31 protein-coding genes, 2 tRNA genes and 1 pseudogene are annotated in these 26,829 nt (G+C 53.2%); 22 read left to right on the top strand and 12 right to left on the bottom strand.

The genetic code is table 11. The features are described 5' to 3' along the window. Nucleotides 1-11: 11 nt before the first annotated feature. Both NTZ04_03510 and NTZ04_03505 read right to left on the bottom strand, forming a co-directional pair. Nucleotides 12-326, bottom strand: coding sequence for a type II toxin-antitoxin system PemK/MazF family toxin (locus NTZ04_03510; GenBank protein MCX5991383.1), 315 nt, complete (start codon nt 324-326; stop codon nt 12-14). Beyond that, on the bottom strand, nt 323-580 hold the full coding sequence (locus tag NTZ04_03505) for a ribbon-helix-helix protein, CopG family (protein ID MCX5991382.1): 258 nt from the start codon (nt 578-580) through the stop codon (nt 323-325). The genes NTZ04_03510 and NTZ04_03505 overlap by 4 nt, the downstream gene beginning before the upstream one ends. Before the next feature lie 539 nt (nt 581-1,119). On the opposite strand from NTZ04_03505, the gene NTZ04_03500 reads away from it, so the two are divergent. Together NTZ04_03500 and NTZ04_03495 are read left to right on the top strand one after the other, a co-directional pair. Continuing rightward, nucleotides 1,120-1,785 carry a response regulator transcription factor gene (locus tag NTZ04_03500; protein ID MCX5991381.1) on the top strand — a complete coding sequence of 222 codons (666 nt, stop codon included), beginning with the start codon at nt 1,120-1,122 and terminating at the stop codon, nt 1,783-1,785. A gap of 4 nt (nt 1,786-1,789) precedes the next feature. Next, nucleotides 1,790-3,172, top strand: a complete 1,383-nt coding sequence (locus NTZ04_03495) for an ATP-binding protein (protein MCX5991380.1) — start codon at nt 1,790-1,792, stop codon at nt 3,170-3,172. Nucleotides 3,173-3,539: 367 nt separating this feature from the next. Here NTZ04_03495 and NTZ04_03490 read toward each other — a convergent pair whose 3' ends face one another. From NTZ04_03490 to ispD, 5 genes are all read right to left on the bottom strand, one after another. Then, nucleotides 3,540-3,722, bottom strand: coding sequence for a hypothetical protein (locus tag NTZ04_03490; protein ID MCX5991379.1), 183 nt, complete (start codon nt 3,720-3,722; stop codon nt 3,540-3,542). A gap of 202 nt (nt 3,723-3,924) precedes the next feature. Then, the gene (locus tag NTZ04_03485; protein MCX5991378.1) at nt 3,925-4,068 is read right to left on the bottom strand and encodes a DUF5679 domain-containing protein; all 144 of its coding nucleotides are present in this window, start codon (nt 4,066-4,068) and stop codon (nt 3,925-3,927) included. Between the two features lie 156 nt (nt 4,069-4,224). Beyond that, on the bottom strand, nt 4,225-5,604 hold the full coding sequence (cysS, locus tag NTZ04_03480) for a cysteine--tRNA ligase (GenBank protein ID MCX5991377.1): 1,380 nt from the start codon (nt 5,602-5,604) through the stop codon (nt 4,225-4,227). Between the two features lie 58 nt (nt 5,605-5,662). Continuing rightward, nucleotides 5,663-6,154: a 2-C-methyl-D-erythritol 2,4-cyclodiphosphate synthase gene (gene ispF / locus NTZ04_03475; GenBank protein ID MCX5991376.1), complete on the bottom strand. Its 492-nt coding sequence runs from the start codon at nt 6,152-6,154 to the stop codon at nt 5,663-5,665. Further along, nucleotides 6,132-6,860 carry a 2-C-methyl-D-erythritol 4-phosphate cytidylyltransferase gene (gene ispD / locus NTZ04_03470; protein MCX5991375.1) on the bottom strand — a complete coding sequence of 243 codons (729 nt, stop codon included), beginning with the start codon at nt 6,858-6,860 and terminating at the stop codon, nt 6,132-6,134. Before ispD ends, ispF begins: the two co-directional genes overlap by 23 nt. Before the next feature lie 19 nt (nt 6,861-6,879). Between ispD and NTZ04_03465 the strand changes: the two genes are divergently transcribed. Both NTZ04_03465 and NTZ04_03460 read left to right on the top strand, forming a co-directional pair. Next, nucleotides 6,880-6,956 (top strand) — tRNA-His (locus NTZ04_03465). Beyond that, nucleotides 6,957-7,033: transfer RNA gene (locus NTZ04_03460), tRNA-Arg, on the top strand. A 736-nt stretch (nt 7,034-7,769) separates the two neighbouring features. On the opposite strand, the gene NTZ04_03455 is transcribed toward NTZ04_03460, so the two are convergent. From NTZ04_03455 to NTZ04_03445, 3 genes are read right to left on the bottom strand one after another with little or no spacing between them, the layout of a single operon-like run. Next, nucleotides 7,770-8,690, bottom strand: coding sequence for a DUF4097 family beta strand repeat-containing protein (locus tag NTZ04_03455; protein ID MCX5991374.1), 921 nt, complete (start codon nt 8,688-8,690; stop codon nt 7,770-7,772). Nucleotides 8,691-8,749: 59 nt separating this feature from the next. Beyond that, a complete protein-coding gene (locus NTZ04_03450; GenBank protein MCX5991373.1) occupies nt 8,750-9,658 on the bottom strand; it encodes a sensor domain-containing protein in 909 nt (302 codons plus the stop codon). Beyond that, nucleotides 9,642-10,040 carry a PadR family transcriptional regulator gene (locus tag NTZ04_03445; GenBank protein ID MCX5991372.1) on the bottom strand — a complete coding sequence of 133 codons (399 nt, stop codon included), beginning with the start codon at nt 10,038-10,040 and terminating at the stop codon, nt 9,642-9,644. Before NTZ04_03445 ends, NTZ04_03450 begins: the two co-directional genes overlap by 17 nt. Before the next feature lie 631 nt (nt 10,041-10,671). Between NTZ04_03445 and dnaA the strand changes: the two genes are divergently transcribed. From dnaA to NTZ04_03355, 18 genes and pseudogenes are all read left to right on the top strand, one after another. Further along, on the top strand, nt 10,672-11,988 hold the full coding sequence (dnaA, locus tag NTZ04_03440) for a chromosomal replication initiator protein DnaA (GenBank protein MCX5991371.1): 1,317 nt from the start codon (nt 10,672-10,674) through the stop codon (nt 11,986-11,988). A gap of 197 nt (nt 11,989-12,185) precedes the next feature. Further along, the gene (gene nadD, locus NTZ04_03435; GenBank protein ID MCX5991370.1) at nt 12,186-12,800 is read left to right on the top strand and encodes a nicotinate-nucleotide adenylyltransferase; all 615 of its coding nucleotides are present in this window, start codon (nt 12,186-12,188) and stop codon (nt 12,798-12,800) included. A gap of 111 nt (nt 12,801-12,911) precedes the next feature. Continuing rightward, entirely contained in the window at nt 12,912-13,367 is a 456-nt protein-coding gene (dut, locus tag NTZ04_03430; GenBank protein ID MCX5991369.1) for a dUTP diphosphatase, read from the top strand. Between the two features lie 158 nt (nt 13,368-13,525). Then, nucleotides 13,526-14,173, top strand: a complete 648-nt coding sequence (locus NTZ04_03425; GenBank protein ID MCX5991368.1) for a thymidylate synthase — start codon at nt 13,526-13,528, stop codon at nt 14,171-14,173. 81 nt (nt 14,174-14,254) lie between these two features. After that, a complete protein-coding gene (locus tag NTZ04_03420; protein ID MCX5991367.1) occupies nt 14,255-14,467 on the top strand; it encodes a hypothetical protein in 213 nt (70 codons plus the stop codon). Between the two features lie 6 nt (nt 14,468-14,473). Then, nucleotides 14,474-15,196 carry a ComF family protein gene (locus NTZ04_03415; protein ID MCX5991366.1) on the top strand — a complete coding sequence of 241 codons (723 nt, stop codon included), beginning with the start codon at nt 14,474-14,476 and terminating at the stop codon, nt 15,194-15,196. 2 nt (nt 15,197-15,198) lie between these two features. After that, nucleotides 15,199-16,431, top strand: coding sequence for a serine hydroxymethyltransferase (locus tag NTZ04_03410; protein MCX5991365.1), 1,233 nt, complete (start codon nt 15,199-15,201; stop codon nt 16,429-16,431). A gap of 78 nt (nt 16,432-16,509) precedes the next feature. After that, the gene (gene rpsF, locus NTZ04_03405; protein ID MCX5991364.1) at nt 16,510-16,794 is read left to right on the top strand and encodes a 30S ribosomal protein S6; all 285 of its coding nucleotides are present in this window, start codon (nt 16,510-16,512) and stop codon (nt 16,792-16,794) included. 13 nt (nt 16,795-16,807) lie between these two features. Beyond that, on the top strand, nt 16,808-17,221 hold the full coding sequence (locus NTZ04_03400; GenBank protein ID MCX5991363.1) for a single-stranded DNA-binding protein: 414 nt from the start codon (nt 16,808-16,810) through the stop codon (nt 17,219-17,221). A 15-nt stretch (nt 17,222-17,236) separates the two neighbouring features. Then, nucleotides 17,237-17,515 (top strand): annotated as a pseudogene (gene rpsR, locus NTZ04_03395) (30S ribosomal protein S18). 94 nt (nt 17,516-17,609) lie between these two features. Continuing rightward, nucleotides 17,610-18,620, top strand: coding sequence for a hypothetical protein (locus NTZ04_03390; protein MCX5991362.1), 1,011 nt, complete (start codon nt 17,610-17,612; stop codon nt 18,618-18,620). An 18-nt stretch (nt 18,621-18,638) separates the two neighbouring features. Further along, entirely contained in the window at nt 18,639-19,931 is a 1,293-nt protein-coding gene (locus NTZ04_03385; protein MCX5991361.1) for a homoserine dehydrogenase, read from the top strand. Between the two features lie 11 nt (nt 19,932-19,942). Beyond that, nucleotides 19,943-20,149, top strand: coding sequence for a hypothetical protein (locus tag NTZ04_03380; GenBank protein ID MCX5991360.1), 207 nt, complete (start codon nt 19,943-19,945; stop codon nt 20,147-20,149). Between the two features lie 12 nt (nt 20,150-20,161). Continuing rightward, nucleotides 20,162-21,211, top strand: coding sequence for a threonine synthase (thrC, locus tag NTZ04_03375; protein ID MCX5991359.1), 1,050 nt, complete (start codon nt 20,162-20,164; stop codon nt 21,209-21,211). A 48-nt stretch (nt 21,212-21,259) separates the two neighbouring features. Further along, nucleotides 21,260-22,432: an ABC transporter permease gene (locus NTZ04_03370; protein MCX5991358.1), complete on the top strand. Its 1,173-nt coding sequence runs from the start codon at nt 21,260-21,262 to the stop codon at nt 22,430-22,432. Then, complete coding sequence (locus NTZ04_03365) at nt 22,425-23,099, top strand: ABC transporter ATP-binding protein (protein ID MCX5991357.1); 675 nt, start codon at nt 22,425-22,427, stop codon at nt 23,097-23,099. Before NTZ04_03370 ends, NTZ04_03365 begins: the two co-directional genes overlap by 8 nt. 17 nt (nt 23,100-23,116) lie before the next feature. Continuing rightward, on the top strand, nt 23,117-23,683 hold the full coding sequence (gene folE, locus NTZ04_03360; protein MCX5991356.1) for a GTP cyclohydrolase I FolE: 567 nt from the start codon (nt 23,117-23,119) through the stop codon (nt 23,681-23,683). A 345-nt stretch (nt 23,684-24,028) separates the two neighbouring features. Then, nucleotides 24,029-24,874: a nitroreductase family protein gene (locus NTZ04_03355; protein MCX5991355.1), complete on the top strand. Its 846-nt coding sequence runs from the start codon at nt 24,029-24,031 to the stop codon at nt 24,872-24,874. A 29-nt stretch (nt 24,875-24,903) separates the two neighbouring features. Here NTZ04_03355 and metF read toward each other — a convergent pair whose 3' ends face one another. Both metF and NTZ04_03345 read right to left on the bottom strand, forming a co-directional pair. Then, entirely contained in the window at nt 24,904-25,767 is an 864-nt protein-coding gene (gene metF, locus NTZ04_03350) for a methylenetetrahydrofolate reductase [NAD(P)H] (protein MCX5991354.1), read from the bottom strand. A gap of 166 nt (nt 25,768-25,933) precedes the next feature. Next, complete coding sequence (locus tag NTZ04_03345; GenBank protein MCX5991353.1) at nt 25,934-26,521, bottom strand: hypothetical protein; 588 nt, start codon at nt 26,519-26,521, stop codon at nt 25,934-25,936. Nucleotides 26,522-26,829 lie beyond the last annotated feature (308 nt).

Below are 26,829 nucleotides of genomic sequence, written 5' to 3'. Positions count from 1 at the left end.
CCCCCCTTCACCTATTCCAGACCAAGAGCGAAGTGAATAGCCGCCTCAATCTCCTTCAGCCTCTTCACACTTATGGTGGCCAGCCGGCTACGGAGGCAGTCTTTGGGGATAGTGGTAATGGTATCCAGATTGGCTGCACATTCCTGGGGCATCCCATCACCAACTCCCAAAAGCACTTCGGAAGGTATGTAGCGGATGCGGGTAGTGATTGGCGCCACAATAACCAGAGAGCGAACGACATATGCTTCATCACGGGACAGGAGCACCACGGGCCGCCGCCCGGCCGGCGGTTCCAGTTCTGCCCACCATATCTCACCTCTTCTCACTGCCAGGGCTCCTCACCCAGAATGCTACTGGCGGATCGACGTGCGGCTGTAACCTCTTCTCTGGTTTCAGGTGCCTGTTGGTAGGCGCGGATGTACTGCTCGCTCATTTCCTGCTCCCGCCGATGACGGAGTATTATCTCTACGGCACGGCGGAAGAACTGGCTGCGGCTCTCACCGCTTTCCTCTCTCTCTCTCTCCACAGCATCGAGCAATTCCTCCGGAAGGCTGATGGCAATCTTGGTTGTCTTGGACATGACATCACCTCTTCATACCAGTTTCATACCATAGTATGAATAACATCGTCCTGTCTGTCAAGTTGGCAAATAGGTGATGCCATTCTGTCAGGTAACCCCTCATAGACAAGCAGGGATACCCGCCTTCACCCTATCCCTGAACATGACGGACCTCGTGAGCTAAAATTTCTAATCATTTTCTAAGCATTCTCTAATCTGTTTCCAATGCAAGGTGGAGTTTCGTTCCCTATACTGAGGATGTCTTAGAGAGGACACCCCCCCCACTCTAAGATAAGAAAAGCCCATCCGAAAAGCTGGGCTTTCTTCTTGTCTATAAAGCAATCATCCCGGCGGGGACTTGTGGAAATGGAGGATGTGATGGAAGCTCATGCCCCTCGAGTGGTCCCTGCGAGGCCATTTTGTGTCCAGCCTCTGCATCAGCACCGTGCATGCCGGGCGTGGCCCATTGCAGGTTGTTTGACCTGGATATTGCCGTGGTCTATCATTGCCCCCAACGGGGCGGAGCACAGAATACATGCGCAGTCAGCGTGGGGGATAACATGCGTATTCTAGTTGTCGACGACGATCCTGAAATCGTGAGCTTCCTCAGACGGGGCCTGACGTACGAGGGCTATACCGTCGACACAGCCGGTGACGGTACCGAGGCGTTAGCCAAAGTCCTTGAGAGAGAACCTGACCTTGTCATCCTGGATGTCATGATGCCCGGGATTGATGGCATAGAAGTGAGCAAGCGACTCCGTCAGGCAGGTGAGATACCCATCCTGATGCTTACCGCGAAGAGCACCGTCACTGACAGGGTGGCCGGGCTCGACAGCGGCGCGGATGACTACCTGGTCAAGCCTTTTGCCTTTGATGAACTGCTGGCAAGGTTAAGGGCTTTGCTCAGGCGCGGCCGGCCCACAGAAGGAGAAGTCCTTCGGTTCATGGATCTTTCATTGAACACCGCCACCAGAGAGGTAAGGCGCGGAAATGACTTGATACACCTTACTGCCCAGGAGTTCGAGCTGCTCGATCTTTTCCTGCGCCATCCGCGGCAGGTGCTTAAGAGGGACATGATCTATGAGAAGGTGTGGGGATATGACTTTGGCGGCGAATCCAATGTCATAGAGGTCTATATGCGCTACCTGCGTTCAAAACTGGAGGCCGGAGGCCAGCCCAGGTTGATTTATACGGTTCGCGGCGTTGGCTACGTTCTAAAGGAATAGGGGCATGTCAATTCGCTGGCGATTGACTCTGTGGTTTACCCTCATACTGGGCGTTATCATTCTGCTCTTCGGGGCTTTTTTCTACGCCGCGCTGCAGAACTGGCTTATTACACAGGTAGATGGCAACCTGAGGGTCTATGCAACACAAGTGCACAGTACATTGCACTCCGATGAAACCACCGGGCCTCTCGATTACGACGTTATCCACTCTAGTTTGCCTCCCATAAATGAGATCGTTTCTCCAGGGATTTTTGTCCAGATTATAGACAGCAATGGCAATGTGGTGGTGAAATCGGACAACCTTCAGGATCAGGAGCTGCCAGCTGCCTCGTCGTTGATAGCAACGGGATTGAGTGGACAGGAGGCTATTCAAACGGTTTCTTCTGGCAATACCAGGATCCGTACTATGGTTTCGCCTTTGTATCTGAAGGACCAGATTCTTGTTCTGGAGGTAGCGCAGTCCCTGGCCTCCACAGATGCCGCTATTGGACGTATCGGACTGGCTGTTTTGGTTAGTATGGTGGTGATTCTGACACTGGCATTGATATCGGGGGCGATTCTGGTTCGCCGGGCGCTTTCTCCCGTAAGACGTATCACCACCACGGCTCAGGGTATCTCCTCAAGCTCTGATCTCAGCCGCCGGGTTGGCTACCGCGGCCCGGCAGATGAGATTGGACAACTCGCCACTACCTTCGACCACATGATCGAGCGCCTGGATAGAGCCTTTCAATCTCAGAAGGACTTCGTGGCCGATGCTTCCCATGAGCTGAGAGGTCCACTGACTGTCATTCAGGGCAATCTGGATTTGCTGAAACGTAACCTCAGTGAGGAAGACCGCCGGGAATCGGTGAGGGCTCTTGAGGCAGAGACAACGAGAATGACCAAGATAATGAGCAACCTTCTCGTTCTGGCCGAACTTGAGTCAGGTCAGTCAGAACGGCAAGAAATGGTCTCACTGAAGGAAATGCTTCTTGATGCCGGGGAACGGGCAACGCACCTGGCCGGAGACCGGCGGATTGTGATAGAACGTCAGGAGGACCTGTGGGTAAAGGGAGATGTAGACAGACTGGGGCAGGTCTTGAGGAATCTGGTAGACAATGCCATCAGGTATACCCCGGAGGGAGGCACCATCACCCTGGCACTGTTTCAGAACGGTGATTGGGCGCTCTTGAAGGTGGCTGATACCGGAATAGGAATATCTCCTGAGCACCTGCCGCATATCTTCGACCGTTTCTATCGGGCCGACAAGGCCCGCTCCAGAGCCAGCGGGGGGACAGGTCTGGGGCTGGCTATTGTCAAGGGAATTGTTGAGCAGCACGGGGGAAGGGTTACTGTGACCAGTGAGCCAGGCGAAGGCAGCATATTCACCATCTGGCTGAAACTCTAATCATCTTATAAGCATTTTCCCATCCAGGCCTAAGCTTCGCCCGCTATACTGAAGGTGCTCATGAGAGGTTACCCCCCTTTCTAAGGCAACAGAGGCCCACCTGCATCAGGTGGGCTTTCTTGTTTGTCCTCTCACCCCACCAGCGTCTTGTAGAACTCTGATCTGTCCTCAACCCACATGTTACTGGTATGGACCCATCTTCAATACTGCGCACCGGAAATAGGGTTAGCAGGGTGTAGACCTGTGTTTTAGATGACGTATATGCGGCATAAGTATCATAGAAGATTGGTGTGCTGACAAACTACATCCCAGGAAGCGGTGACGGGCGGCCAACCGTGTTGGAGGGCAATAGACCCCAATCCGTGGATTACCGCTGCTTCTTGCGATAGACGTTCAGGCCAATTACTTCAGTGCGCCCGAGCAGCGGGAAATTCCCTTCGGTTGAGGCAATGATGATGGTTTTACCAGAGGACGATGGCCCAAACTCCTTGGTCAAGTCCACCGTGATAGTGAGGGTGTTGCCGTCTACGGAAAGCTGAACATTCTTCACGAATAACCTCCCGTCCAGTAGAGTGTCTGCATTCTACAGCGCACAGACCAGAAAAACGAGGGGTGTGCTCTATGCGAGAGCCCTCGTTCTACAGCCAGGGACAGCCATGAGGCTTTCCGCAACGCCTATAGAGGCCGCCAAGCAGGCTATGGTGGCAGGTGAAGTACGGGGGCCACCTCAAGTGACCCCCGTAGTACTGAGATTAGCCCTTACCTATGCGGAATACCTTGGTCTTGCATTTCGGGCACAAACCTTGGATCGCAGGACGCTTGTTCTTCATGATGATCTGCTTTGGGGTCAGGATCTCCACCTTTTTCTTGCACTTCACGCAGTAAGCCTGTGACATAGTCTAAACCCTCCTTTTCAGCTAGATTTGTGCTGAGACTAGCACATACTTGAGTGTTCGTCAAGCACATCTGCAACAGCATGTCTGCAATGGCTACAGACATTATAGAGAAATCAGGGTCACGGCGAGAATGAAGCCTGAATCCGCAACCACCCCTCACCCCATCGGTTTCTCATACTTCCAAATAGTTCCTTGAGGCGTGTCCTCGAGAACTATCCCCAGATCCTTCAAGCACGAGCGGACTCTGTCAGCCATCCGCCATTGCTTCTCGTTCCTCAGCTCAGCACGAATCGAAATCAGCAAGTCAATGAAGGGCTCGGCAGCCAACTTGATTTCCTTCTCTTGAAAGGTAAACCCCAGAACGTTTCCCAGTTCAATCAAATTCTCTCGAGCCTGCCGCACATCAGCACCTTGACTTGTAGCCCGGTTAATCTCCCTGGCCAGGTCGAACAAGGCCGCCACGGCCTGAGCTGTATTGAAGTCATCATCCATGGCATCGATGAACCTCTGCCGAAACAATTCGGCGTCAATTGCCCCTGTCGATCCTTTCACCTCACACTGACCATTGTCAAGGGCTGACTGCCGCAGTCTTTCCACACCCTTTTCCGCAGCCGCCAGGTTCTCCTCGCTGAAGCTGATCGGGCTACGATAGTGGGAGCTCAGGATGAAGAACCGTATTGCATCAGGAGTAAAGCGTTCCAAGACCTCCTTGATGGTAACAAGAATCCCCAGGGACTTGCTCATCTTCTCTCCACCCAGTTGCACGAAACCATTATGCATCCAGTACTTGACGAAGGGGGTGACCTCAGTAAAGCTTTCCGATTGGGCTATCTCATTCTCATGATGCGGAAAGATCAGGTCCTGTCCTCCGCCATGTATGTCTAAGGTCTCACCCAGGTGTCTCAGGGACATGGCGCTGCATTCAATGTGCCAGCCAGGTCTCCCCCTGCCCCAAGGGCTTTCCCACCACGGCTCACCGGGCTTCGCCGCCTTCCACAAGGCAAAATCAAGAGGATATTCCTTGCCGGCTCCTACTTCTACACGCGCCCCCGCTTGCAGGGCTTCAAGGCCCTGGTGGCTGAGCTTTCCATAATCCGGAGCACTGCTCACCCTGAAGTAGACATCGCCACCTGCCTGGTAGGCATGCCCCCTGTCAACCAGGCCCTGAACTACTTCAATGATTTTGGGTATCTCTTCAGTAGCTCTAGGATACACGTGAGCCCTCTTAATATTCAGCTTATCCATATCAACAAAGTATTGGGAAATAAACTTTTCAGCCAACTCGGCAGGAGAAGTGCCCGATTTGTGCGCTCGATCGATAATCTTGTCGTCAATATCGGTAAAGTTTTGCACATGCTTCACCTTGTATCCCTTAAACTCCAGGTAGCGTCGCACCACGTCGAAGACTACATAGCTCATGGCATGGCCAAGATGGCACTCAGCGTAAGGAGTAACACCACAGACATACATCCTCACCACCTCACCCTGAGGCACGAACTCTTCTTCCCGCCCTGAAAGAGTGTTATATATCTTCACGATCGCTCCCTAACCTGGACTGTTTAATATCAATAGCCCGAATAGACTCTCAGTGTTCTCAGGTTTTGACCTCATGTGCGACCTTGTCCACTAAGGCCACAGCATATACAGCTATCGCCTTCTCTTCCCCCAAAAAGCCGAGCCCTTTAGAAGTAGTGCTTTTTACCCCCACTTGCTCTATGCCGATACCCAGGGTCTGGCCGATCAATTTCCGCATCTGAGGGACAAAGGGGGACAGGTGAGGCTTTTCCGCCACTATGGTAGCATCAATATTACACACCTGCCATCCTTCCGTTTGGAGCAGCGTGGCTACCTGGCGAAGAAGCGTGATACTGTAGATGTCCTTATACCTCGGATCAGAGGAGGGAAAGTGAATACCTATATCCCCTAAACCAGCCGCGCCTAACAAAGCATCGATAATGGCATGCACCAGAACATCGGCATCGCTATGGCCATCAAGCCCCTTGTCAAAGGGTATCTCTATACCCCCTAACCGAAGCCTTCTTCCCTGCACTAAAGGATGAACATCATAGCCGATGCCAACCCTCATGTCTCCTCCTCAAAATGATCTCTGCCAGGGCTAAGTCCTCTAGCGTGGTAATCTTAATATTATCATAGGAGCCCATGTAGACTCTGACCTTATACCCAAGTGCCTCCACCAGAGCAGCATCATCCGTCACTTCCCCTTTAGCCTGCCTGTATGCCTCCATTATTATATCGAAGCGAAACACCTGCGGGGTCTGTGCCATCCAGAGGTTTTCTCGCTGAGGGGTATTCCGAATTGTCCCCTCGGCTTCAACTATTTTTACGGTTTCCTTCACAGGTACCGCGGCAATAGCCGCCCCAGTCTGAGAGGCCTCCTCTAACCCCTGCTCTATCAGATCAGGAGTGATGCAAGGACGCGCCCCATCATGAATCACCACCCAGTGGCACCCTCCCAGCCCTTTCAGCCCCTCGGCTACCGAATCCTGGCGCCGTTCTCCACCGCCGCATACCTGCGCCACCTTGTGAAACCTTCCTTCCTTTACCACCTCTCGCCCTCGCTCCAGGCTCACCTCATTCAGCACGACCACCACCTGATCCACTGCACCACATTTCTCAAACACTTCAAGCACATGAGCCAGGACCGGTTTGCCAGCGAGGTCCGCAAAAATCTTGTCCACTCCACCCATCCGCCGGCTATTGCCAGCGGCAGCAACAACAGCCCCCACCTTCTCCCGGGGTAGCTTTCTCAGCTTGATAATCGCCTCCTGCAAATGCTAAAATGGCCTCGTGGTGGGCGTAGCCCAGTGGTTTAAGGCGCCAGGTTGTGGCCCTGGAGATCGAGGGTTCGAATCCCTCCGTCCACCCCAGCGCCTATAGCTCAGCGGATCAGAGCATCGGTCTTCGGAACCGAGGGTCGAGGGTTCGAATCCCTCTAGGCGCGCCACTTTCCCCTCACAAAATGCCCCCTGATCCATGTCAACCCTCAGCATATTCTGACACTTTTGCTAACAATTTGCTAACCACCATGCACAGCCCGCCGATTCTATGCACCTCTTTTGCACACCTTCCCGTAGCTTTGGGCCACCCCTATCAGCCATCGCTGTTGCACAATAGCATCTGCCGTACTATTACCACTAAATAGTTTTTTCTTGATCTACGGAATGAAAAGACAAGGTGTAGTGATACTCATGACACCACTAAGGTGCACTGCTCTACCAGGCCCAAGATCGAGAGAGGGATACGAGGGACGATGGGGGTGCGCGGTTCCAGGCAAGAGGGCGAAGCCCTCTTGGTTCGACGCTTGTTCCAACGCCCCGCCTGGTCAAGGCCGTCGAAGGGTGCCTACCACTATGTCCTACAAAAAAGCGCCCGAGACGCCTTGCTTGCGAGGGGGTTGCCTTGACCAGGCTACGTTGACGCCAGAAACACCCCCTGCAGGATTGATGGACGCCACAACAGGGTGTGCTGTCTTTAAGCCTCAGAGTGAAGCCTCATGCATTAGGCAACGCCATGAAGAACTCTAGCTAGATGCACCATGGTCCTCATAGGGCTGTGGTCTATTGATGCTCAGGCGCGTGGTCTGTGCATGTCGTCTGCTGCTCCTGTTCTTCGACTCTGAGGGTTTGGTCGTGGACCCTGCTGTCGAGGCTGTCTTGCCTCTTGGGATATCTGCTGGGTGGCTACTTGATGGTCACGTTCCCGTTGTAAGTCTCGATGTAAAGATTCGCTTCTCCGGCACCGATTGTTCCTACGAGGTGGTGTGTATCGGTCTTCGTGGCCAGTATCGGCAACGCACACTCGACCTTTGCGTTGGTGGTGGAGGCGTCAAGCTGGACACTGGGCGTTCCGGCCAACGCTACCTCAATGAACCCGTTGCTGGTGACCAGACGGTTGCTTCCTCCGGGCGTCATCTGGCCGCTGAAGGACACGTTTCCGCCGCTGGTTGTGGCGTTGAATTCCCCTTTGGCTTCGTTCAATCCTACCTCGCCGTTGGATGTCTTGACGTAGGCACTGCCTTCTATGGTATAGATCGCAACGTCGCCATTGCTGGTTGTGGCAACATAGTCACCTTTGACATTGTCGAGGACTATGGATTCGTTCGATGTCTCGAGGATACCACCGGCGGTTGTTCCCTGGACCTCGATCTTGCTGTTGCTGGTACTCAGCTTCAGGGCCGTGTGAGGGGGCACAGTCACATAGATGTCTGCCCTGGTATTGCCGGCAGGGAACCACCACTTCCCTGTCTTTTCAGCCGTAATGGTGACCTCATTGCCACTCTGAATGGCTAGGTACTTGATCCGGCGGATGTCTCTTAGTTCGGCCCTCACCGTGACAACGTTGTCTGAGCCGGCACTGACCTCGATCCGCCCGCCCAGCGTGGTTACATTGAGGGTGAGAGAGTCACCGACGTTGAAGTTATTGGTCTTGGTGCTTACGGCTGACTGCGTCGTACATGCGGAGGAAGCCAGCACCATCAAGCCGACCAGGGAGGCGAGGGTAACGATGAGCATGATGGGGATGGGGCTCAATGGCTGCCCTATGCGATGCACCCAGGGCTTCTGTTGCCTTCCTGCAAGATGGCCAGTCAGTGACTTCCTCATCTGTCTCCTCCTCTTTGATCCGATGCTCCTCTGTCTTTGCTCACGACGCGCGACAACCTTTAATCCTCCCAGTCCTTCTTCGACACCAGCATGAACTTGGCCAGCGCCCCGTGCACCCTACCCACCAACTTTGTCAAGTGCATGGTGGCCGTGAGCAGGAGCATGCCCAACAGGAAGAAGAAGGGTATGGACCAAGTAGTGGCCAGATACTCAGTGTTTCCCAGAATGATGTAGGCCGGCATGTCCAGAATACCCACGGTAATTGGCATCGCGATGAGGTAGATTGAGAGGCCAACCAGAACGGCGAAGACGGCGAAGTAGACAATGCCGAGACCTAGCCGCAATATGCAGTATGCCAGTGCTGTCCAGGTGATCCTTTGTGTGAACAAGTCCTTGATTCTCTTCCAGAATCCGGTTCTGTCATCGGAGAACATCCGCCTGCGGGGCATACGGACTCCGAGTAAGGCCTCAACCATGCGGCCTTCGATGAAGGCGATGCCGCGGATGGACAGGAGAAAGAGAACGGCAAACGGCAGCCCGACGATGAGAACCGACAGCCCGAGCGATAGAGACACACCGACGACTGCCCACGTGAAAAACACAATGCCGATGGCCAGGGAGAGAAGGAGATAGAGGAGTGCACCCCAGGCCCTGGGATCAGCCAACACACCAAAGAAGCGGGAGAAGACTGATCGATGCCCCGCGTATGTGTACCTGCCCAGGCCGGCAGGAAGGCGGGCCTCCATTTGCCTGTAGGCTGCCGCAATCTCTTGCGGTGATCCATACTTCTCGGCGATCGCCGGGAGGGCTTCTGCCTCTGAGGCGTTGGGATTGCCATTGATGGCCTGGGCCAGTGCCGTTCGGAGATGCTCTTCAGCATCGGCGAGGGCATCTTGGACCACAGCAGCGTCGCTTCCAGCTAATTCCTTCCTGAGCAGACTCAAATACTCATCAACGCTCTTTATCATTGCCCTCTCCTTTCATCACGGTGTCCACGAAGGTTCTCATTTGGTTCCACATCTCCCGCCAGCGCGCCAGTGTGCCCCGACCCAACTCCGTGATCTGGTAGTACCGCCGCGGGGGCCCGGAGACGGACGGTTCGACGCGGCTTTCCAGTAGCCCGCTGCTCTCCAGTGATCGAAGGACCGGATAGAGAGCTCCCTGCTTCAGCACGGCCGCGTCTTCTGCCTGTCCGTCGATGACCTTGGCAATCTGATAGCCGTACATGGGCTCCTTCGCCTCGTTGAGGATGCTCAGGAGAACCAGCGCAGCCACACCCGAAACGAGCTCCTTCTGAAACTTCTTGTCAGCCGATTCTGTCTCATCAACGTTCTTCTTGTTTCCCCACATGCTCACTGACCTCGATTTCGTCTGCTTTCTCGTTCCTCTCAGCGACTCCGGGAAGGGGTATTGTTATGCTGATACTACTATGCACTGCATAATACCATGGGAAAACGGGGTTGTCAAGTGGTACCCGGAAGTTGTCGGCACGTTACCTCGGGATTGCGGAGTCTAGGCTGATGCCGGTACCGCAAATAACCTTGTGAAATATCTGTGCAAGCACACAAAGATACGCATAGACGAGGCAGAGGTCTCAGGAACGTTGTTAGCAGCAAGGCTGCTAACAACTTGCTGACACATGAAACGGCATTGGTTGGTATTTTACAGATCGAGTGTGTCACTACAGGGAGAATCTCACATCAGCCAACAAGACATAAAGTAAACCCCTTGACCTGGGAAACAGGGACGGTTGTAAACTCATAAAAGGCTTTTCGGGGGCAACCCTTCTAAATATAAGTGGGGCCAATCCTCAAGAGCAACGCAACATAAAGTTAAGCCCTTGACCAGCCCAAGGAGGGCAGTTCTATACTTATCCAGCCACATCCTCGGGGAGAAGGCTTTGTTCAGTAATTTCTCGCTTCTTAAATAATTCCGAATCCTCACGTCGCAGAACAAGACTTTTTAGCCCATAAAGGGGGGTATGAAAACAGCTAAAGAGACTTGGGAGACTGCCAAAGGTGCCCTTCAGGTTCAGGTTAGCAAAGCCAACTTCGAAACCTGGCTAAAGGACACTGTAGGGATCAGTCACCAAGGAAATCAATTTGTAATTGGAACTCCCAGCGCTTTCGCCAAGGAATGGCTGGAAAAGCGTCTTCATTCTTTGGTAATAAAGGTGCTCATCAGCCTTGTAGGGCATGAGGTTGAGGTTCTGTTCCAGGTCTGCCCGGACCAGGACTCTGTCTGGCAGGGCCAGAACCACTCACAATCGAAGCTGCCACCACCAGTGGGCAACCCGAGGTATACCTTCGAAAACTTCGTCGTTGGGAGTTCAAACCGTCTTGCCTACGCTGCTGCCTTGGGAATATCTGAGGAGCCAGGGCGGCAGTACAATCCGCTTTTCATCCACGGTGGATCTGGTCTGGGAAAGACCCATCTTTCACACGCGATAGGGAATGAAGCTTCCGAAAACGGATTCAAGGTCGTTTATACTGGCAGTGAGCAATTTACCAATGAGTTCATAAGTTCAATCAGGGAGAGAAAGACAGAGGAGTTTCGCAGCAAATTCAGGAACGCTGACATTCTCGTCATAGAGGACATCCAGTTCTTGGTTGGCAAACCGCAGACACAGGAAACACTGTTTCACACCTTCAATGAACTGCAGGACACTGACCGCCAGTTGGTTATCACCAGCGATCGCCCTCCAAAGGCGATGACTACCTTGGAGAGCAGCTTGTGTTCCCGCCTCGAATGCGGGCTTATTGCCCAGGTTGAAGCACCAGACCTGGAAACACGTTTGGCCATCCTTCACGCAAGAGCCGAGAAACAGCAGGTTGTCATCGACGAAGCTGTATTTGATTTCATCGCCCAGCGCTGCCAGCGAAATATCAGGGAACTAGAGGGAGCCCTGACTGCGCTTATCGCCGATGCAAAGATGGCACAGCAGCATCCTACACTGGAGTTGGCGCAGCAGGCTCTGCGCGATATGCCTTCGGATAATTTAGGCTCATATGCTACCACCCCAGCATCGATATTGAAGGCAGTGGCCGACCACTTCCAGATAAGTTTAGAATCCCTGAAAGGCCGTAAGAGAGACAATCGATTAGCCATGGCGCGCCAGATTGCCATCTACCTTGTACGAGAGAAGACAAATTGCCCCCTGCAGGATATCGGCAAGTTGCTTGGCGGCAGAGACCACTCCACCATTCTCAGGGGCTATCATAGAATAGCCGGCGTAGTTTCTACTGATCCCGCAATGCAGAGAAACATCCACCAGATTGTGGCTAATCTTCCCACATAGGCCTACTACTATTATTACTATCTATTATCCAAACATCATCTACTCTACTAGACTACTAATACACAATAAGATTCCCTGCATCCAATAAGTGCAGTCACGTGTAGTTCATGTGCTACAGGCTACTACTTTGAGAGTTGGTAGGAAGGTCGGTATTATGCGGAAATTGTGCAGATGGCCTGTAAAGCAGTAGGACTGACATGAATATAGGTGTGTTTGGAGGCACCTTTGACCCCGTCCACCGTGGGCATATTGCTGCGGCGCAAAAGGTGAAAAGTGTTCTTGGCTTAGAGACGATTTTTTTTGTCCCGGCAGGGCAGCCTTGGCTCAAGGCAGATGTTCCTATTTCCTCGGCGAGACACCGAGTGGAGATGGTACGCCTTGCCATTGCTGGGAAGAGATACTTCCAGGTATCTACTACTGAGGTCGATAGACCTGGCCCCTCCTTTACTGTTGATACCATTGATATACTGCAAAGGCAGCTGGGCGCTGGAGCAAAACTGAGTTTCATTTTAGGGAGTGACGTGCTTTCAGACCTGCCGCGATGGAAGGAGCCGTCCCGCCTCATACAGATTTGCCAGTTGGTAGCATTCACCAGACCGGGTTTTGCCCCTCCTCCACTGGAGTGGCTCGAATCATGTATCACGGGTGTTTCCAGGCATGTTACCTTCGTAGAGGTGCCGCAAGTAAATGTCAGCGCCTCTGATATTCGACGCCGGGTAGCACAGGGGGCTTCCATTCGCCGGATGGTACCTGGAGCTGTGGAAAAGTATATCCTGGACCATAGATTATATATATCCCCCGGGGTTGTGTAGGCTGATCAAGTTGATGAAGCCTGCCCTGAACCCTATAATCTACTGGCTGGTTTAACCGGGAGTATTAGGGAATCGAACTCCATCTAAGTTAGACTACTCTAGTTAATCACTATGCCTACGCTTGCAGTCAAGTTGGTTCATCCGGCCGCGAAGCCACCCGGGAAGATGACTCCAGGGAGTGCCGGCTTTGACCTTTATGCAGCGGAAAGTATGGAGGTTCCGCCTACTCATTGCGAGCCCGATGGGCGCGCTGAAGTTGGCAGATCCCTTGTATCGACAGGAATTGTTATAGAATTGCCTCATGGAACGGTTGGCAGGATAGCATCCCGGTCTGGGCTGTCAGTTAGGGCGAATATAGAGGTGGGAGCCGGGTGGATCGACAGTGACTACCGCGGAACGGTTATGGTGGAATTGAAGAACTTCGGTTCGAATCCCTACCGCATCAACCAGGGAGACCGTATCGCTCAATTAATGGTACTACCGGTTGTGGACGTTGAAGTAAGTGTAGTGACTGATATTAGAGAAACGGCGCGAGGGTCATCAGGGTTTGGTTCGACTGGCCACTAGGTTCTAGGTATATCGTTCCAAGTTTTATTCTTGTTGGTGAAGACCGATTGTTAGCTCCCCTCGTTTCTGATTGGGAGCCCTGGGTCAGAAGCTACTGAAAAGTGGAGGCGAACCGAAAGCCGGGTCTTGAAAGGCTTATGACTATGACTGAGAAGTCTATGCGTGTAACCTTGATTGAAGCTAGGGACCTGCCGGAAGCCTGGTTTCTCTGTTTGCGCAGCGTTCTCGCGGAGGGTTATGAGTACCGTATAGATCGAGGGAGTTTTGAGGGGCAGCGCAGAAGGGAACTTGACTTGGCTGTAGTTCAGATACGACAACCGGGTATACGGCCGCTGGTACCTGATGTACCGCAGGGTGTTCCCCCGCCAACGACTATGGAGTATGTCGAGACCTACTTACCCTACCTCATGACTTCCTGCAAAGAAAAAGGCGAGCAGTACACTTACGGAGAGGATCTTGAGTCGCAGATTCCTGAAGTAATCCGGATGTATAAGGAGGGCGGCCACAATACTAATCAGGCGTACATGGCGGTGGGCAGCCGGGAATCTATCTATCTGGGGGATCCACAATGCCTGAGAGGCATACACACCAGAATCCGTTATGGTCGTTTCCACTTTGTCGTTTACTTCAGATCCTGGGACCTATGGGGAGGCTTCCCGTCCAATCTTGCCGCGCTGCAACTTATGAAGGAGTATATGGCGACCGAGATCGGGGTTCCTGACGGTGAGTTGATCTGCATCAGCAGTGGGATGCATCTGTATGAACATAGTTGGGACTTGGCAAAGCTCGCGGCACGTATAGATTAAGAGTAGCCTGAACATCCCCAAATTGTAAACTGACACGTAATGGGATATACTAATCTTGATTTTCGTTTGGGAGGTGGTTTTGTGGAGCATTTAGTGCTGCCCAAATGTCAGAAGTGCAGTAGTGGCGATCTGGTGCCTCTATCTGATTTCGGTAGCCAGGGCGCGCCGATCCATTACAAGGCATGGGTATGTACCAATCCCGATTGTGGGTTCAACTTGAAGATAAGGAATGGTGACGTTTATATAAACGAGCCGGTTATCAGTGGGGCAATGCATAATCCCCGAGCACGTTAGACTATATTGATCTTTCAGAATGTGATCTGGTGGGCCCGGGTAGGCGAGTTTAAGGGCAAGTTTATCGATCTAGTCTTTCCACCTCGTTGTGTTGGCTGCGGGAAGGATGGTGCTTTCATCTGCTCGCCCTGTTGCGGGACTATCGCTCGCCTTACGCCCCCGCTCTGTCCCATGTGCAGCAAGCCATTACTTCAGGAAGATTATTGTCCCTCTTGCCGGAGGTTGAGACTGGAGATCGATGGTATCCGTTCACCCTTCGTTTTTCAGGGCATGGTGCGTCGGGCCATTCATCAGTTCAAGTACAGGAACTTTAGGGCGCTGGCTCTTCCACTCTCGCAGTTGCTGGCTCAGTATTTGGGAACCAAGCCCCTGCCTGGGGATGTTCTTGTACCGGTCCCGCTTCATTCCCGTCGGTTGCGTGAGCGAGGGTATAATCAATCCGGGCTCTTGTCTCGGGAACTCGGGAAACTGCTTGGCCTTCCAGTCGTAGAGGATTCGCTGGTCAGGCTTCGGGACACGCGGGCTCAAGCCAGGACTCCCGACGCCGAAGAGCGTCGAGGTAATGTACTGGGGGCCTTTGGCTGCCAAAATGAGAGCTTGAAAGGGAGACGGGTCCTTCTCGTTGATGATGTGTGTACCACAGGGGCCACGTTGAATTCCTGTGCCATCGCCTTGAAGGGATCTGGCGCCAGCTCTGTTTGGGGTTTGGCCTTAGCCAGGGAAGTATGAATATGAAAGAGTTGCCGAAGAAAGATCCAGAGATTGCCTCACTAATTAAGAGAGAAGAGGAACGGCAGCAACGCAAGCTGGTGTTCATCGCTGCTGAGAACCACACCACTCGGGCGGTACTGGAGGCACAGGGCTCTGTCCTTACCAACAAGTACGCCGAAGGCTACCCGGGGCGCCGCTACTACAGTGGTTGCCAGGAAGTAGATGAAGTGGAGAGAACAGCAGTTCTCAGGGCGAAGGAGCTCTTTCATGCTGAGTACGCCAATGTTCAGCCTCACAGTGGAAGTCAGGCCAATGCGGCGGTTTACCTTGCCTTGCTCAACCCTGGGGATAAGGTAATGAGCATGAGCCTGGCTCATGGGGGACACCTCACCCACGGAAGTCCGGTCAGTTTCTCTGGAAAGTTATATAGATTCATTCATTATGAAGTAAACCGGGAAACGGAGCGGCTTGACTATGACGAGGTGGAGCGCCTGGCCAAAGAACATAGACCAAAGCTGATTGTGGCGGGAGCCAGTTCCTATCCCAGAATTATTGACTTTGAGAGGTTTCATCATATTGCTGAAGAGGTGGGGGCACAGCTTATGGTCGATATGGCTCATATAGCTGGCCTGGTGGCTGCTGGAGTACATCCTTCACCGGTACCCTGGGCGCAGGTAGTCACTGCGACCACACACAAGACCCTGCGTGGCCCCCGGGGTGGCTTTCTTCTCGCTAAGCAGGGGTTGGGCAAAATCCTGGACTCTGCTGTTTTCCCTGGCACGCAGGGTGGCCCTCTAATGCACGTCATTGCAGCGAAAGCAGTTTGTTTCCATGAGGCAATGCAACCCGAGTTTGTTACTTACCAGCAAAATATCGTGGAGAATGCCAAGGCTTTGGCTGATGAATTACAGAAGTTGGGTTTCCGGATCGTTAGCGGAGGCACAGATAACCACCTCCTCCTTATTGATCTTCGTGGGGCAGGGATAACGGGGAGGGTAGCGGAGGAAGCCCTTGATAGTGTTGGCATCTCTACCAACCGGAATGGCATCCCCTTTGATCCTCTTCCACCGCAAACCACTAGCGGATTGAGGCTTGGGACTCCTGCGGTGACTACAAGGGGACTCGGTCCGCAGGAGATGAGACAAATAGCCTCGCTAATCCATAGAGTGTTGACCAATCTCGGGAATGAGAAGATAAAACTTGAGGCCTCTCAGGAAGTGGATGGGATCACCCGACGCTTTCCGCTGCCCTGAGCTTGTGGATTCAGCCATTTGTGTGTTATAGTTTGTCCGACAACCTGCATTTCATTGGCAGTGGAGGGAGTAGAGAAGTTGCACGATTACGAAGTGACAGTGATTTTCAGTCCTGAGATTACTGAGGAGGCTCTGCCTGCCGAAATCGAGAAGGTGAAGCAGTTCATCACTCAAAAAGGTGGTGTTGTTGGTGAAGTTAATCGATGGGGCAGAAGGAAACTGGCGTATCCGATAAAGAAATACAGAGAGGGGAATTATGTGCTGACCCCGTTCAAACTTCAGCCCGAAATGGCATTGGAGCTGGAGAGGAACTTGCGGACTTCAGAGCAGATATTGCGGTTCTTGTTAGTGAGATTGGAGTAAGAGGGAAGAGCCGATGGCTAATTTGAACAAGGTGATGATTATTGGCAACGTGGGGGCTGATCCAGAGATGCGATTTACTCCCAATGGAAGCGCGGTGACCAGCTTTCGTATTGCTACCAACAGAATATTCAATAGTCCCGAAGGTGAACGGAAACAAGAGACGGAGTGGTTTACCGTAGTTACCTGGAATAAGTTGGCTGAGAGCTGTAACCAGTTCTTGACTAAGGGTAAGCTGGCTTACGTAGAGGGCAGGCTGCGAACGAGCAGTTGGCAAGGACAGGATGGACAGAAGCGGAGCCGTGTGGAGATAGTGGCAGATAGGGTACTCTCCCTTGACAGGCAGGCTGCTGCTGCCCCACTCCCGGAAGGCGAAGCGAAGGTTGATAAGGTTGATGAGGCGGTGGTGGAAGAGGATCTCCCATTCTAGGGAAAGGTGGCAAAAATGGCAGACATGAGAGGAGCGAGGACAACTAGAAGGCCAGTTCGGCCGAAGTATCTCCCCAAACGGAGGGCATGTATTTTCTGTGCTGATAAGATAGATGACATAAACTATAAAGACCCGGCTCTGCTACGTCGTTACGTCTCGGATCGATGCAAGATTGAGCCGCGACGCAGGACTGGCAATTGCGCTAAACATCAGCGAGCTCTGGCCCTGGCAATTAAGAGGGCGCGTCATCTAGCACTGCTACCCTTCACGCCAGCGCATATGCGTAAAATGGGGGTTGCCAGTCTACGAGGGTAGCTGCTTTCCTACCTGCGTGTACCCAATCCATTCTCTCGCTCATCAGAGTTCTAGTCTTTTGCAGAGGTAAGACTTGGACAAGAAACCAAAGACTGAAGGTTTGACTCGTAAGGGAGCGCCTGCGCGCGGGCGTTCCAGGTGGGGGAGGGAGAAGAGGTGGCTGTACACCATCGAGGCCATAATCGTACTGACTATTATTGCCGTTCCGGCGATAGTTGGTTATGGCTATTATGACACCCGGATCAAACCCTGGCGCCAGCCCATAGTGAGAGTAAATGATACTGTGTTTGATATGGGCTATTTGGTGAAGATGCTTCGCCTGCAGGGGATGAGCTCCACTTCAACTGCTAGCGATGTTGAATCAATAGCGACGTATATCCAGGATAATGAATTGATGAAGCAGGGGCTGAAGAAGGATTTTGGCGTTGTCATCAGTGACGGGGCTATCGAAGAGAAGTTACAGGAGATATTGAGTTCGTCCAGTATGACTGTTGAAAAGCTCAAGACGAATCTCGCCACGGCAGGGATTTCGGTGGAGGATTTCAAACAAATGTACATAAAGCCATCCCTGGTGCAGTCTGGTCTGCGGCAGGGAATTGGTGACCGGGATTACCCCGCGGATCGGGAGTTTGAGCACGTCAGGGTTCAAGCCATGCTTGTAGTAGGTGCAGATAATGCCACTGCAGTGAGAGATAGATGGCTAGCGGACGAGGATTTCAATACACTGGTCACCGACTACTCGCCGTCCAAGTATTACCCGAATACTTCCTCGGATAACACTACGGTAGAATGGATACCCCGGGGCATTGAGAGTACTGCCTTTGATGACTATGCCTTTGCCGAGGGGTCTGAGAACAGCACAGTGAGTGAGCCGATTCTTGAGAGCGAAGGCTCGGAGAGCTACTGGGTTATAAAGGTGTTGGAAAAGGGGTTGAGGCTGCTCAGTGCGGGTGACAGAGATACGTTGATCGGCGACGTGTTTGGCAAGTGGCTTACGGATGCGAAGAGTGCCGAAGCCAATAACATGGTGAGCTATCTGGATGACCCGAAGATCTCCTGGGCTCTGGACCATATCCAGACATAGGGAGAGATTGAGCGAAGAGTGAAGAAAAGCATCGGCATCGGGTTGCTGGGGCTTGGGGTGGTAGGCGGAGGGGTAGTCAGGGCCCTCTTGGAAAAGGACAGGACTATAACTGAGGAGGTGGGCCGCCCGCTCGTGCTGAGGAAAGTCTTGGTCCGCGATCTGGTAAAGTCACGTTCAGCGCAGGTGGACCCTCGTCTTCTCACCGTTGACCCGCGGGAGATCCTGGCTGACCCGGAGATAGATATTGTGATCGAGGTTATCGGGGGCGAGCACCCGGCGTTGGAGTACATTAGGGAAGCACTGCTGAATGGCAAGCACGTGGTGACTGCGAACAAGGAAGTAATTGCCAAGCATGGGATGGAGCTTCTGGGAATTGCCCAAGAGAAGGGATTATCCCTCCTCTACGAGGCGAGCGTGGGTGGAGGCATTCCGTTGTTGCTTCCTCTCCAGCACGGCCTGCTGGCCAATGAGATAACCACGATATATGCCATCATCAATGGAACTACCAACTATATTATTACCAGGATGTCCAGTGAAGGGGTAGACTTCAACACTGCACTGAAGAAGGCTCAGGAGCTGGGTTATGCCGAGGCAGATGCCTCTAACGATATTGAGGGGAGAGATGCTGCCTATAAGCTGGCTATCCTGGCTACCGTTGTCTTTCATACTGATGTTCGCCCTGAGGATGTTTACTGCCAGGGTATTGCCTGCCTGCGCGAGTCAGACTTTCGTTATGCCAAGGAACTGGGTTACGAGATAAAGCTCCTGGCCATTGCAAAGCAGGGGGGTGGGGTGGTTGAGGTTAGAGTACACCCCGTCTTCATTCCGGCCGAATTTCTACTGGCTAAGGTGGGCGGAGTCTATAATGCTGTGCAGATAGAGGGGGACTTGGTAGGCAAGGTGATTTTCTACGGCAGGGGAGCTGGCGCCCAGCCCACGGCCAGTGCAGTCATTTCAGATGTCATCGCTATTGGACAGGCCGTAAGTTCAGCGAAGAAGGGCTCTGTACAGCCGAGGCCACTCCGGCCGAAGGCCATCAAGCCCATTTCAGAACTGGAGACCCGCTACTATCTCAGGATGAGCATTGCTGATCGCCCCGGCGTTCTTGCCCAGATAGCCAAAATACTCGGTGATCGCTCTATCAGCATTGCTTCCGTCATACAGAAAGAGGCGAATGCTGCCACTCAAACGGCGGAGATAGTGATCATGACTCATCCGGCTCGAGAGCGGTTCATGCAGCAATCCTTAAACGACATGGGGAAGCTTCCCGCTGTTAAGGAAATATGTAATCTTATCAGAGTTGAAGGGTAGGTGGTTATCGAATGACGGCTTGGACTTCGGGAGTCATTGTCACTGGTGAGATAGAGTGTGATGGATGTGGCAGGGTTATGAGACACCCTGAGAGGTATGCCTATGTCTCTGAGGACGAGAAACCGGTATTACGTCTGTGCGAAAAGTGTTCCTGGGCCAGGGGATATTTGAAGCAGAGAAAGGATGAGAAGGGGCGCGAGATAGAGACGTTTCTCTGATGGATGGAGACAATGGGCGTTGGTGTATTAGTAAAGTACAGTCATTTGCTCCCTGTTACTCCTGCTACTCCTCGTATTAGCCTGGGTGAAGGGGATACTCCCCTGGTCAGGTCCCAGAACCTGGAGAAGGAGATAGGCTGCGGGGAGCTATATTTCAAACTGGAAGGGTGCAACCCCACCGGCTCCTTCAAGGATCGTGGTATGGTGGTGGCAGTGGCCAAAGCGCTGGAGGCGAAGAGTTCGGCCATTATCTGTGCTTCCACCGGAAACACCAGCGCCTCGGCAGCAGCCTACGGAGCGCGGTGCGGGCTCAACACCATCATTGTGGTTCCCAAAGGGAATATCGCTTTGGGTAAACTGGCCCAGGCCATAGTGTATGGTGCCAGAATAGTGACCATCGGCGGCAACTTTGACCAGGCCCTCGATATAGTGCGCACATTAGTGGAGAAGCACCCTGTCACTCTGGTCAATTCAGTTAACCCTTATCGTATTGAGGGACAGAAGACGGCTGCGTTTGAAGTCGTCGATGTCCTGGGTGAGGCTCCTGATTACCTGTTTATCCCGGTGGGCAATGCCGGCAATATCACCGCCTATTGGAAGGGATTTGTAGAATATCACCGGGCGGGCAAAGCCAGACAGACTCCGAAGATGATGGGATTCGAAGCGGAAGGAGCGGCGCCCATAGTCAGAGGCGAGAAGATTGCCCACCCTGAGACGGTGGCCACAGCGATACGCATCGGCAATCCGGCCAGTTGGAAGGGTGCGGTGGCAGCCCGGGATGAGTCCGGGGGCATTATTGACTGCGTGAGCGATAACGAGATTCTGGCAGCATATCGCCGCATGGCCACCAGAGAAGGTGTCTTTGGTGAACCGGCGTCGGCAGCTTCTGTCGCCGGTCTCATTAAGTGGGCCCCCCGCCTGGATTTATCGGGGAAAAGGGTGGTCTGCGTAGTGACCGGCAGTGGCCTGAAAGACCCGGACACTGCCATGAAAGGCGCTCCCTCTTTTATGGAACTGCCCCCTGAACTTGACAAGATAGAGAAGGCTCTCGGCTGGGGTTGAAGCGTATCCACTATTCTCTCTTCAGTCATTTCTGCGTGAGGAACTGCCATGATTAAGCTGGCGCTGAGGAACCTCACTAGGCGGCGCACCCGAACCCTGCTTACCATTCTGGGGGTAGCTGTTGCCATCACCTTCACCGTCGGCCTGCTGAGCATCACTGAAGGCTTTATGAACAGCTTTAATCAAACAACCAGGGAACGGAAAGAGGATATCTATGTCCTGCCCAGGCAGGCAGGAGGCAGTACCAGCCCTCTGCTTGAGTCCACTGGGGCTGCATTTTCTCAAGCCTACGTCAACGATATTCTGAATATCGATAATGTGAAGGCTGTCTACCCCATATATACCCGCACCATCTACCTCGGAGATGCCCCCGACTCTATGATGGGGAATTTTGTTGTGCTGAATGGGGTAACTCCGCAGTTCCTGCCCGACCTCAGGCCTTCCTTGGAACTTGAGGACGGAGAACTCTTCAAAGAAGGGGACGAAGGTACCATTGTGGTTGGAGCGGCGGTGGCTAAGGCTCAGGGTCTGGAAGTGGGGGATACTTTTCCTCTTGGGGTGGAAGGCCGCGAAATCAAGATAGTCGGCATTCTCAAGTCCACCGGCGGCTTTGAGGATATGATTGCCTATGCACCCCTTCAAGATGTGCAATTGGCACTAAATGAGCTGGGCCGCATCACCAGCGCCGCAGTGACTGTAAAGGACCGCAACAAGACTGAGGAGACAGCCGTCGCTATCACTGCTCTTCATCCAGAGGACATTGTGGGTCGGACAACCGAGGAACTGGCGGGGGTGGTGAGGAATCTCCTGTCCATGGCCCGTGCCATCCACCTCAGTGTGGCCTCTATCGCCTTACTTATAGGCGTTCTGTTTATCCTCTCTACTATGCTGATGGCCGTAAGCGAGCGGACGAAGGAAATAGGCACCATGAGGGCAATGGGTGTGCGCCGGGCGACCATATTCCGGCTCATTATTACTGAATCGCTGATTACCTGCCTCATAGCGGGGGGGTTGGGCTGCCTGGGAGGCGTTGGCCTGTCCAAGGTGATAACCTGGGCCATACATCGGTTTGCCGGTGTGGCCTTCCTCCAGGCTGTGGTCAGCCCCGGTATCTTTGGTGCGGGGCTGTTGATCGCCGTGCTCATCGGAGTCCTGGCTGGCCTTTATCCTGCCTGGAGGATCTCTAAGATAAACATAGTGGAGGCCCTCAGATATGAGTGATGCGATAGTAGAGGTCACCCACCTGTCAAAGGTGTATATGATGGGTGGCGAGGAGATCAGGGCTGTTGACAACATTGACCTGGTGATAGACAAGGGGGACTTTGTCAGCGTCATGGGCCCCTCTGGCTCCGGCAAGACGACCCTCCTCAACCTCATTGGCTGCATAGATCATCCCACGGGCGGGGCAATACGCTTTGAAGGCCAGGACGTATCGGAGTTGAAGGAGACCAGTTTGGACCGTCTGCGGATGAGGAAGATCGGGTTTGTCTTTCAGGGATTCAACCTTATGCCCATACTGACAGCGCTGGAGAACGTGATGTTTCCCATGGAGATGGCCGGGGTTCCCAAAAAGGAGCAGATCAAGCGCGCCATCGAGTTGCTGGAGTGGGTTGGATTGCCCAAAAGGCTGCACCACAAGCCGCGGGAACTGAGCGCCGGGGAGAATCAGCGGGTTGGCATAGCCCGGGCTCTGGCCAATAACCCGGCAATATTGCTCGCTGACGAGCCAACCGGGAATCTTGACTCCAAGACCACGAAAGAGGTTGGCCTTTTGTTCAGGCGTGTGAACAGTGAATACGGCATGTCTATTATGCTGATCACCCATAATGAGGCAGTGGCTGAGGTAGCCAGCCGGTCTCTCAAGATGAGGGATGGGCGGATAATCTAAAGTGCAGGGAGGGCGATATGCTTGACCAAGCCAAAATTGAGCGGGCAGTTATCTCTATTATCGAGGCCATCGGCGAGAACCCGAAGCGGGAGGGTCTGGCGGGTACGCCGCAGCGCGTTGCGGAAATGTATGCCGAGCTCTTCAGTGGCATCGACAAAGACCCCAAGCAGGAACTGGCGACCGGCTTTGGCGAGGGACATCGGGAAATGGTGATAGTAAAAGACATCCCCTTCTATTCCCTCTGTGAGCACCACCTTCTGCCCTTCTATGGCTCGGCCCATGTTGGTTACATTCCCAATGTCAATGGTCGGGTCGTTGGTGCCAGCAAGCTGGCCAGGGTGGTGGAGATAGTAGCCCACCGCCCTCAGATACAGGAGCGCATGACTACCCAAATCGCTGAGGCCATTGTCGAGGCTCTCCAACCTGATGGGGTGGCAGTGGTCATCGAGGCGGAGCACCTCTGTATGATTATGCGCGGGATAAAGAAGCCTGGGAGCAACATCGTCACCTCGGCCAATCGAGGAGTCTTTAGGCGCAAAGCAGCCACCAGGGCCGAATTCCTCTCGCTGATAGCGCGGAAGTAGGTATCTCGGCTGAGAAGGTTGGCCTCTCAGCACGACGCCATATCTCACAACTGGCCTGGCACTGCTTATCTTCTTGTCAGTCCCTAATCCGTGGACTACTTCACATTAATGTCATTCCCACGAACGTGGGAATCCAGGGGGAGGCCAAGGGGTATGGTACTCTCTGGATTCCTGCCTACGCAGGAATGACGTGGTCAGGTCGTCCTTCCGCAGAAGGATGACACCCACTTTGGGAGGAATCCACGGATTTGGGTCAGTAGAACTCGGTGGCATACCATGGAGTGACGTGATAGTATCTAGTATGGGTGTGGGCATTTACCCCGAAGCGGAAAAAGGAGGAATCAGATGGACTCCATGATTGAAGCCATCAACAACCGTGTCTCTGTAAGAACATACACAGATCAGCCGATCGAAGCGGAAAAGAAGCGAAGGATAATCGATTTGCTCCACTCAGGCCACAAAGGTCCGTTCGGTCACGGAGTGAGATTTGATCTCGTTGATTTCTCGGAGATGGAGAGGAGTGAGATCAAGACGCTTGGAACCTATGGGTTTATCAGAGGGGCGAGATCATTCATCGTGGGGGCCATCAAGGAAGATGTGGGAGCAATGGAGGATCTGGGGTATTGCTTCGAGAGAGTGATACTGGTGGCGACCTCTCTAGGTTTAGGAACCTGCTGGCTGGGCGGCACATTCAAGCGAGCCAATTTCGCTTCGAGGATAAACGTCTCAGATGACGAAGTTGTCCCTGCGATTAGCCCGATTGGGTATGCACGTGAGAAAAGGACTGCCAGAGAAAGGGTACTCAGGCGCTTTGCCGGATCCGACCAGCGAAAGCCCTGGGAGCAACTGTTCTTTGATGGAGATATGAATACCCCTCTGGCGAGAGACTCAGCAGGCAAATATGCCCTGGTGCTTGATTGCGTGAGGCTGGGCCCTTCCGCATCAAACAACCAGCCTTGGCGAATTGTCAAACAGAAAGACCGGGCTGCCCTTCACTTCTATCTGAAACGGACGAGGGGTTACGATAAGCTCTTGAGGGGCTTAGACCTTCAACGTGTGGATATGGGGATTGCCATGTGTCAATTCGAGCTTGCGGCCAGGGAGACGGGCCTCACCGGGAGATGGGCGGTGGCGAAACCTGATCTGGACGTGGGGGATACCGGGTATATCCTGAGCTGGACGGAATCATGACCGATGTCGTTCGAGTTGCGGTGCCCACCTCATGTATTCAAAGAGAGGTTGTGAAGAATCCGGGTGATTGCCTCACCGCGGTTAAGCGTATAGAAATGGAAGAAGCGGACTCCGTTTTGCCATAGATCTTCACACTGCCTGGTGGCGAATTCTATGCCCATTCTCTCCACTTCATCCGGGGAACCAGCGTTCTCCATCCGGTGGATGAGCGTAGTCGGCAGCGTCGCCCCGCAGGTCTGGGTAAACCGCTTTATCTTTGCCACATCTGTTATGGGCATAATGCCTGGGATAATCGGAATCCGAATCCCGACTGCCCCTGCCTTTTCCACAAGATCGTAGAAGAAGCGGTTGTCGAAGAACATCTGAGTGATGGCAAAGTCGGCTCCTGCTTCGATCTTCTGCTTGGTGTAGAGCAGGTCACTCTCAAGACTGGAGGCCTCGGCGTGCCCTTCAGGATACACAGCGACCCCTATGGAGAATGCCTTGAACGATGCTGCCAGCTTCACCACGTCAATGCCGTGGCGGCTGGTGGCATCGGCGGTCAACCCCGTCTCCCCCTCCGGGAGATCCCCTCTGAGCGCGAGAATATTCTCCACGCCCAATTCCTGATAGTCTCGTAGCATACCCCTCAAGCCCTCATCGCTTTCACCGATACAGGTCACGTGTGGCATCGGGCTGAGGGCGGTTTCCTGCACGATCCGTTCAATCACATGTCGGGTATTCTTGCGAGTACTACCCCCGGCTCCGTAGGTTACGGAAACGAAACCGGGCTCGAAGGCCTGCAACCTTCGAATAGTATCAAAAAGCTGCTTCTCACCCGCTTCCGTCTTCGGTGGGAAAAACTCAAACGAAATACCCTTCTGCTTATGCTTAATAATATCCCTTATTCTCATGTCCAGCCCGCAGTGTGTGTTATGGCAACCTCAAGGAATGCCCCGACTTTTTGGTGTGGATGGGTTAAGTCTGGTGAACCATTTTGGTCCATAGACAGAACCCGAGAGATAGGCCTCTCGGATCTTGCTGGCGATGCCAGGGAGCTTCGGGGAGATGGTCGGTTCCTTAGCGTAAACCCTCTACCTCCTGCTTGTATTCATCGAGTAGTTGGCTATATTGAGAGTCCAGGTGGGCCATGGTTCTGTGCCACTCCTCCTGGAATTGCGGCTGGCTCTCTATGTTGATCTTTGATCCGGGCGGCAGGCCCTGCTGCTGTAAGGCTTGCTGCATCCTCATCTGAAAGTCCTGTTTTAGCATCTCATAAGCCTGCCTTCTCTGCTGCTCTCCCTCTTGCGCATAGTGATCAAAAACGCGCCTCATTTTGCTGTAAACGTTCTCCAGGGCGCCCTTATCCCTTTTAATGGCCTTAAGGGCCTCCATGGCTTTCTTCGTGGTTTTCTTGGCAGGCTCATTAGCGGGGAGGGTTATATTTCTCAGCAGAACCTCCTCTGCTCCTTTGGCAACAAAGCGTTTCTCTTCTTCCTTGAATTTTCCTAGCTCGGCGATCAGGTTGATGTCCTCTTTGAAATACTTTACCGCCAGTTTTTGCCCCTCAGGCGTATACTTCCATTGCATAACCTCATCTTTTGATGGCTCTTCGAGGTTCGCTATTCTCTCCATTGCTCTCTCAAATGCGCTCTTGATGTCATCCATGGTGTCCTCCGGCCAGTCAGATTTCTTTGTGTAGTGCTTGATATTATACCAGTTTCCGTGAGAGTGCTGCGCTGGGGCATGACCATGACACTCTGTGGGCCTAGTGCTTAGTTGCAAGAATAAGCGTCATTCGCTTTGTGAGGGGAGACCCTTCGGCTTCGGCTCAGGGTGACATTTTCACAGAACCATTGATGGGTGTCATTATCTTAGAACTACCACATGTCATTCTGACATATTGCCCACCGTCATGGTAACATGTCGCCCACTGTCATGATGACAGGCTCTTAGGTGGCATTCTGCTTGGCCAT

The organism is Chloroflexota bacterium (genome assembly GCA_026389585.1).
Classification (GTDB): domain Bacteria; phylum Chloroflexota; class Dehalococcoidia; order UBA2247; family RBG-13-53-26; genus JAPLHP01.
The sequence above is the reverse complement of the archived record's forward strand: the minus strand, read 5'-3'. Positions and strand labels throughout refer to the sequence as shown.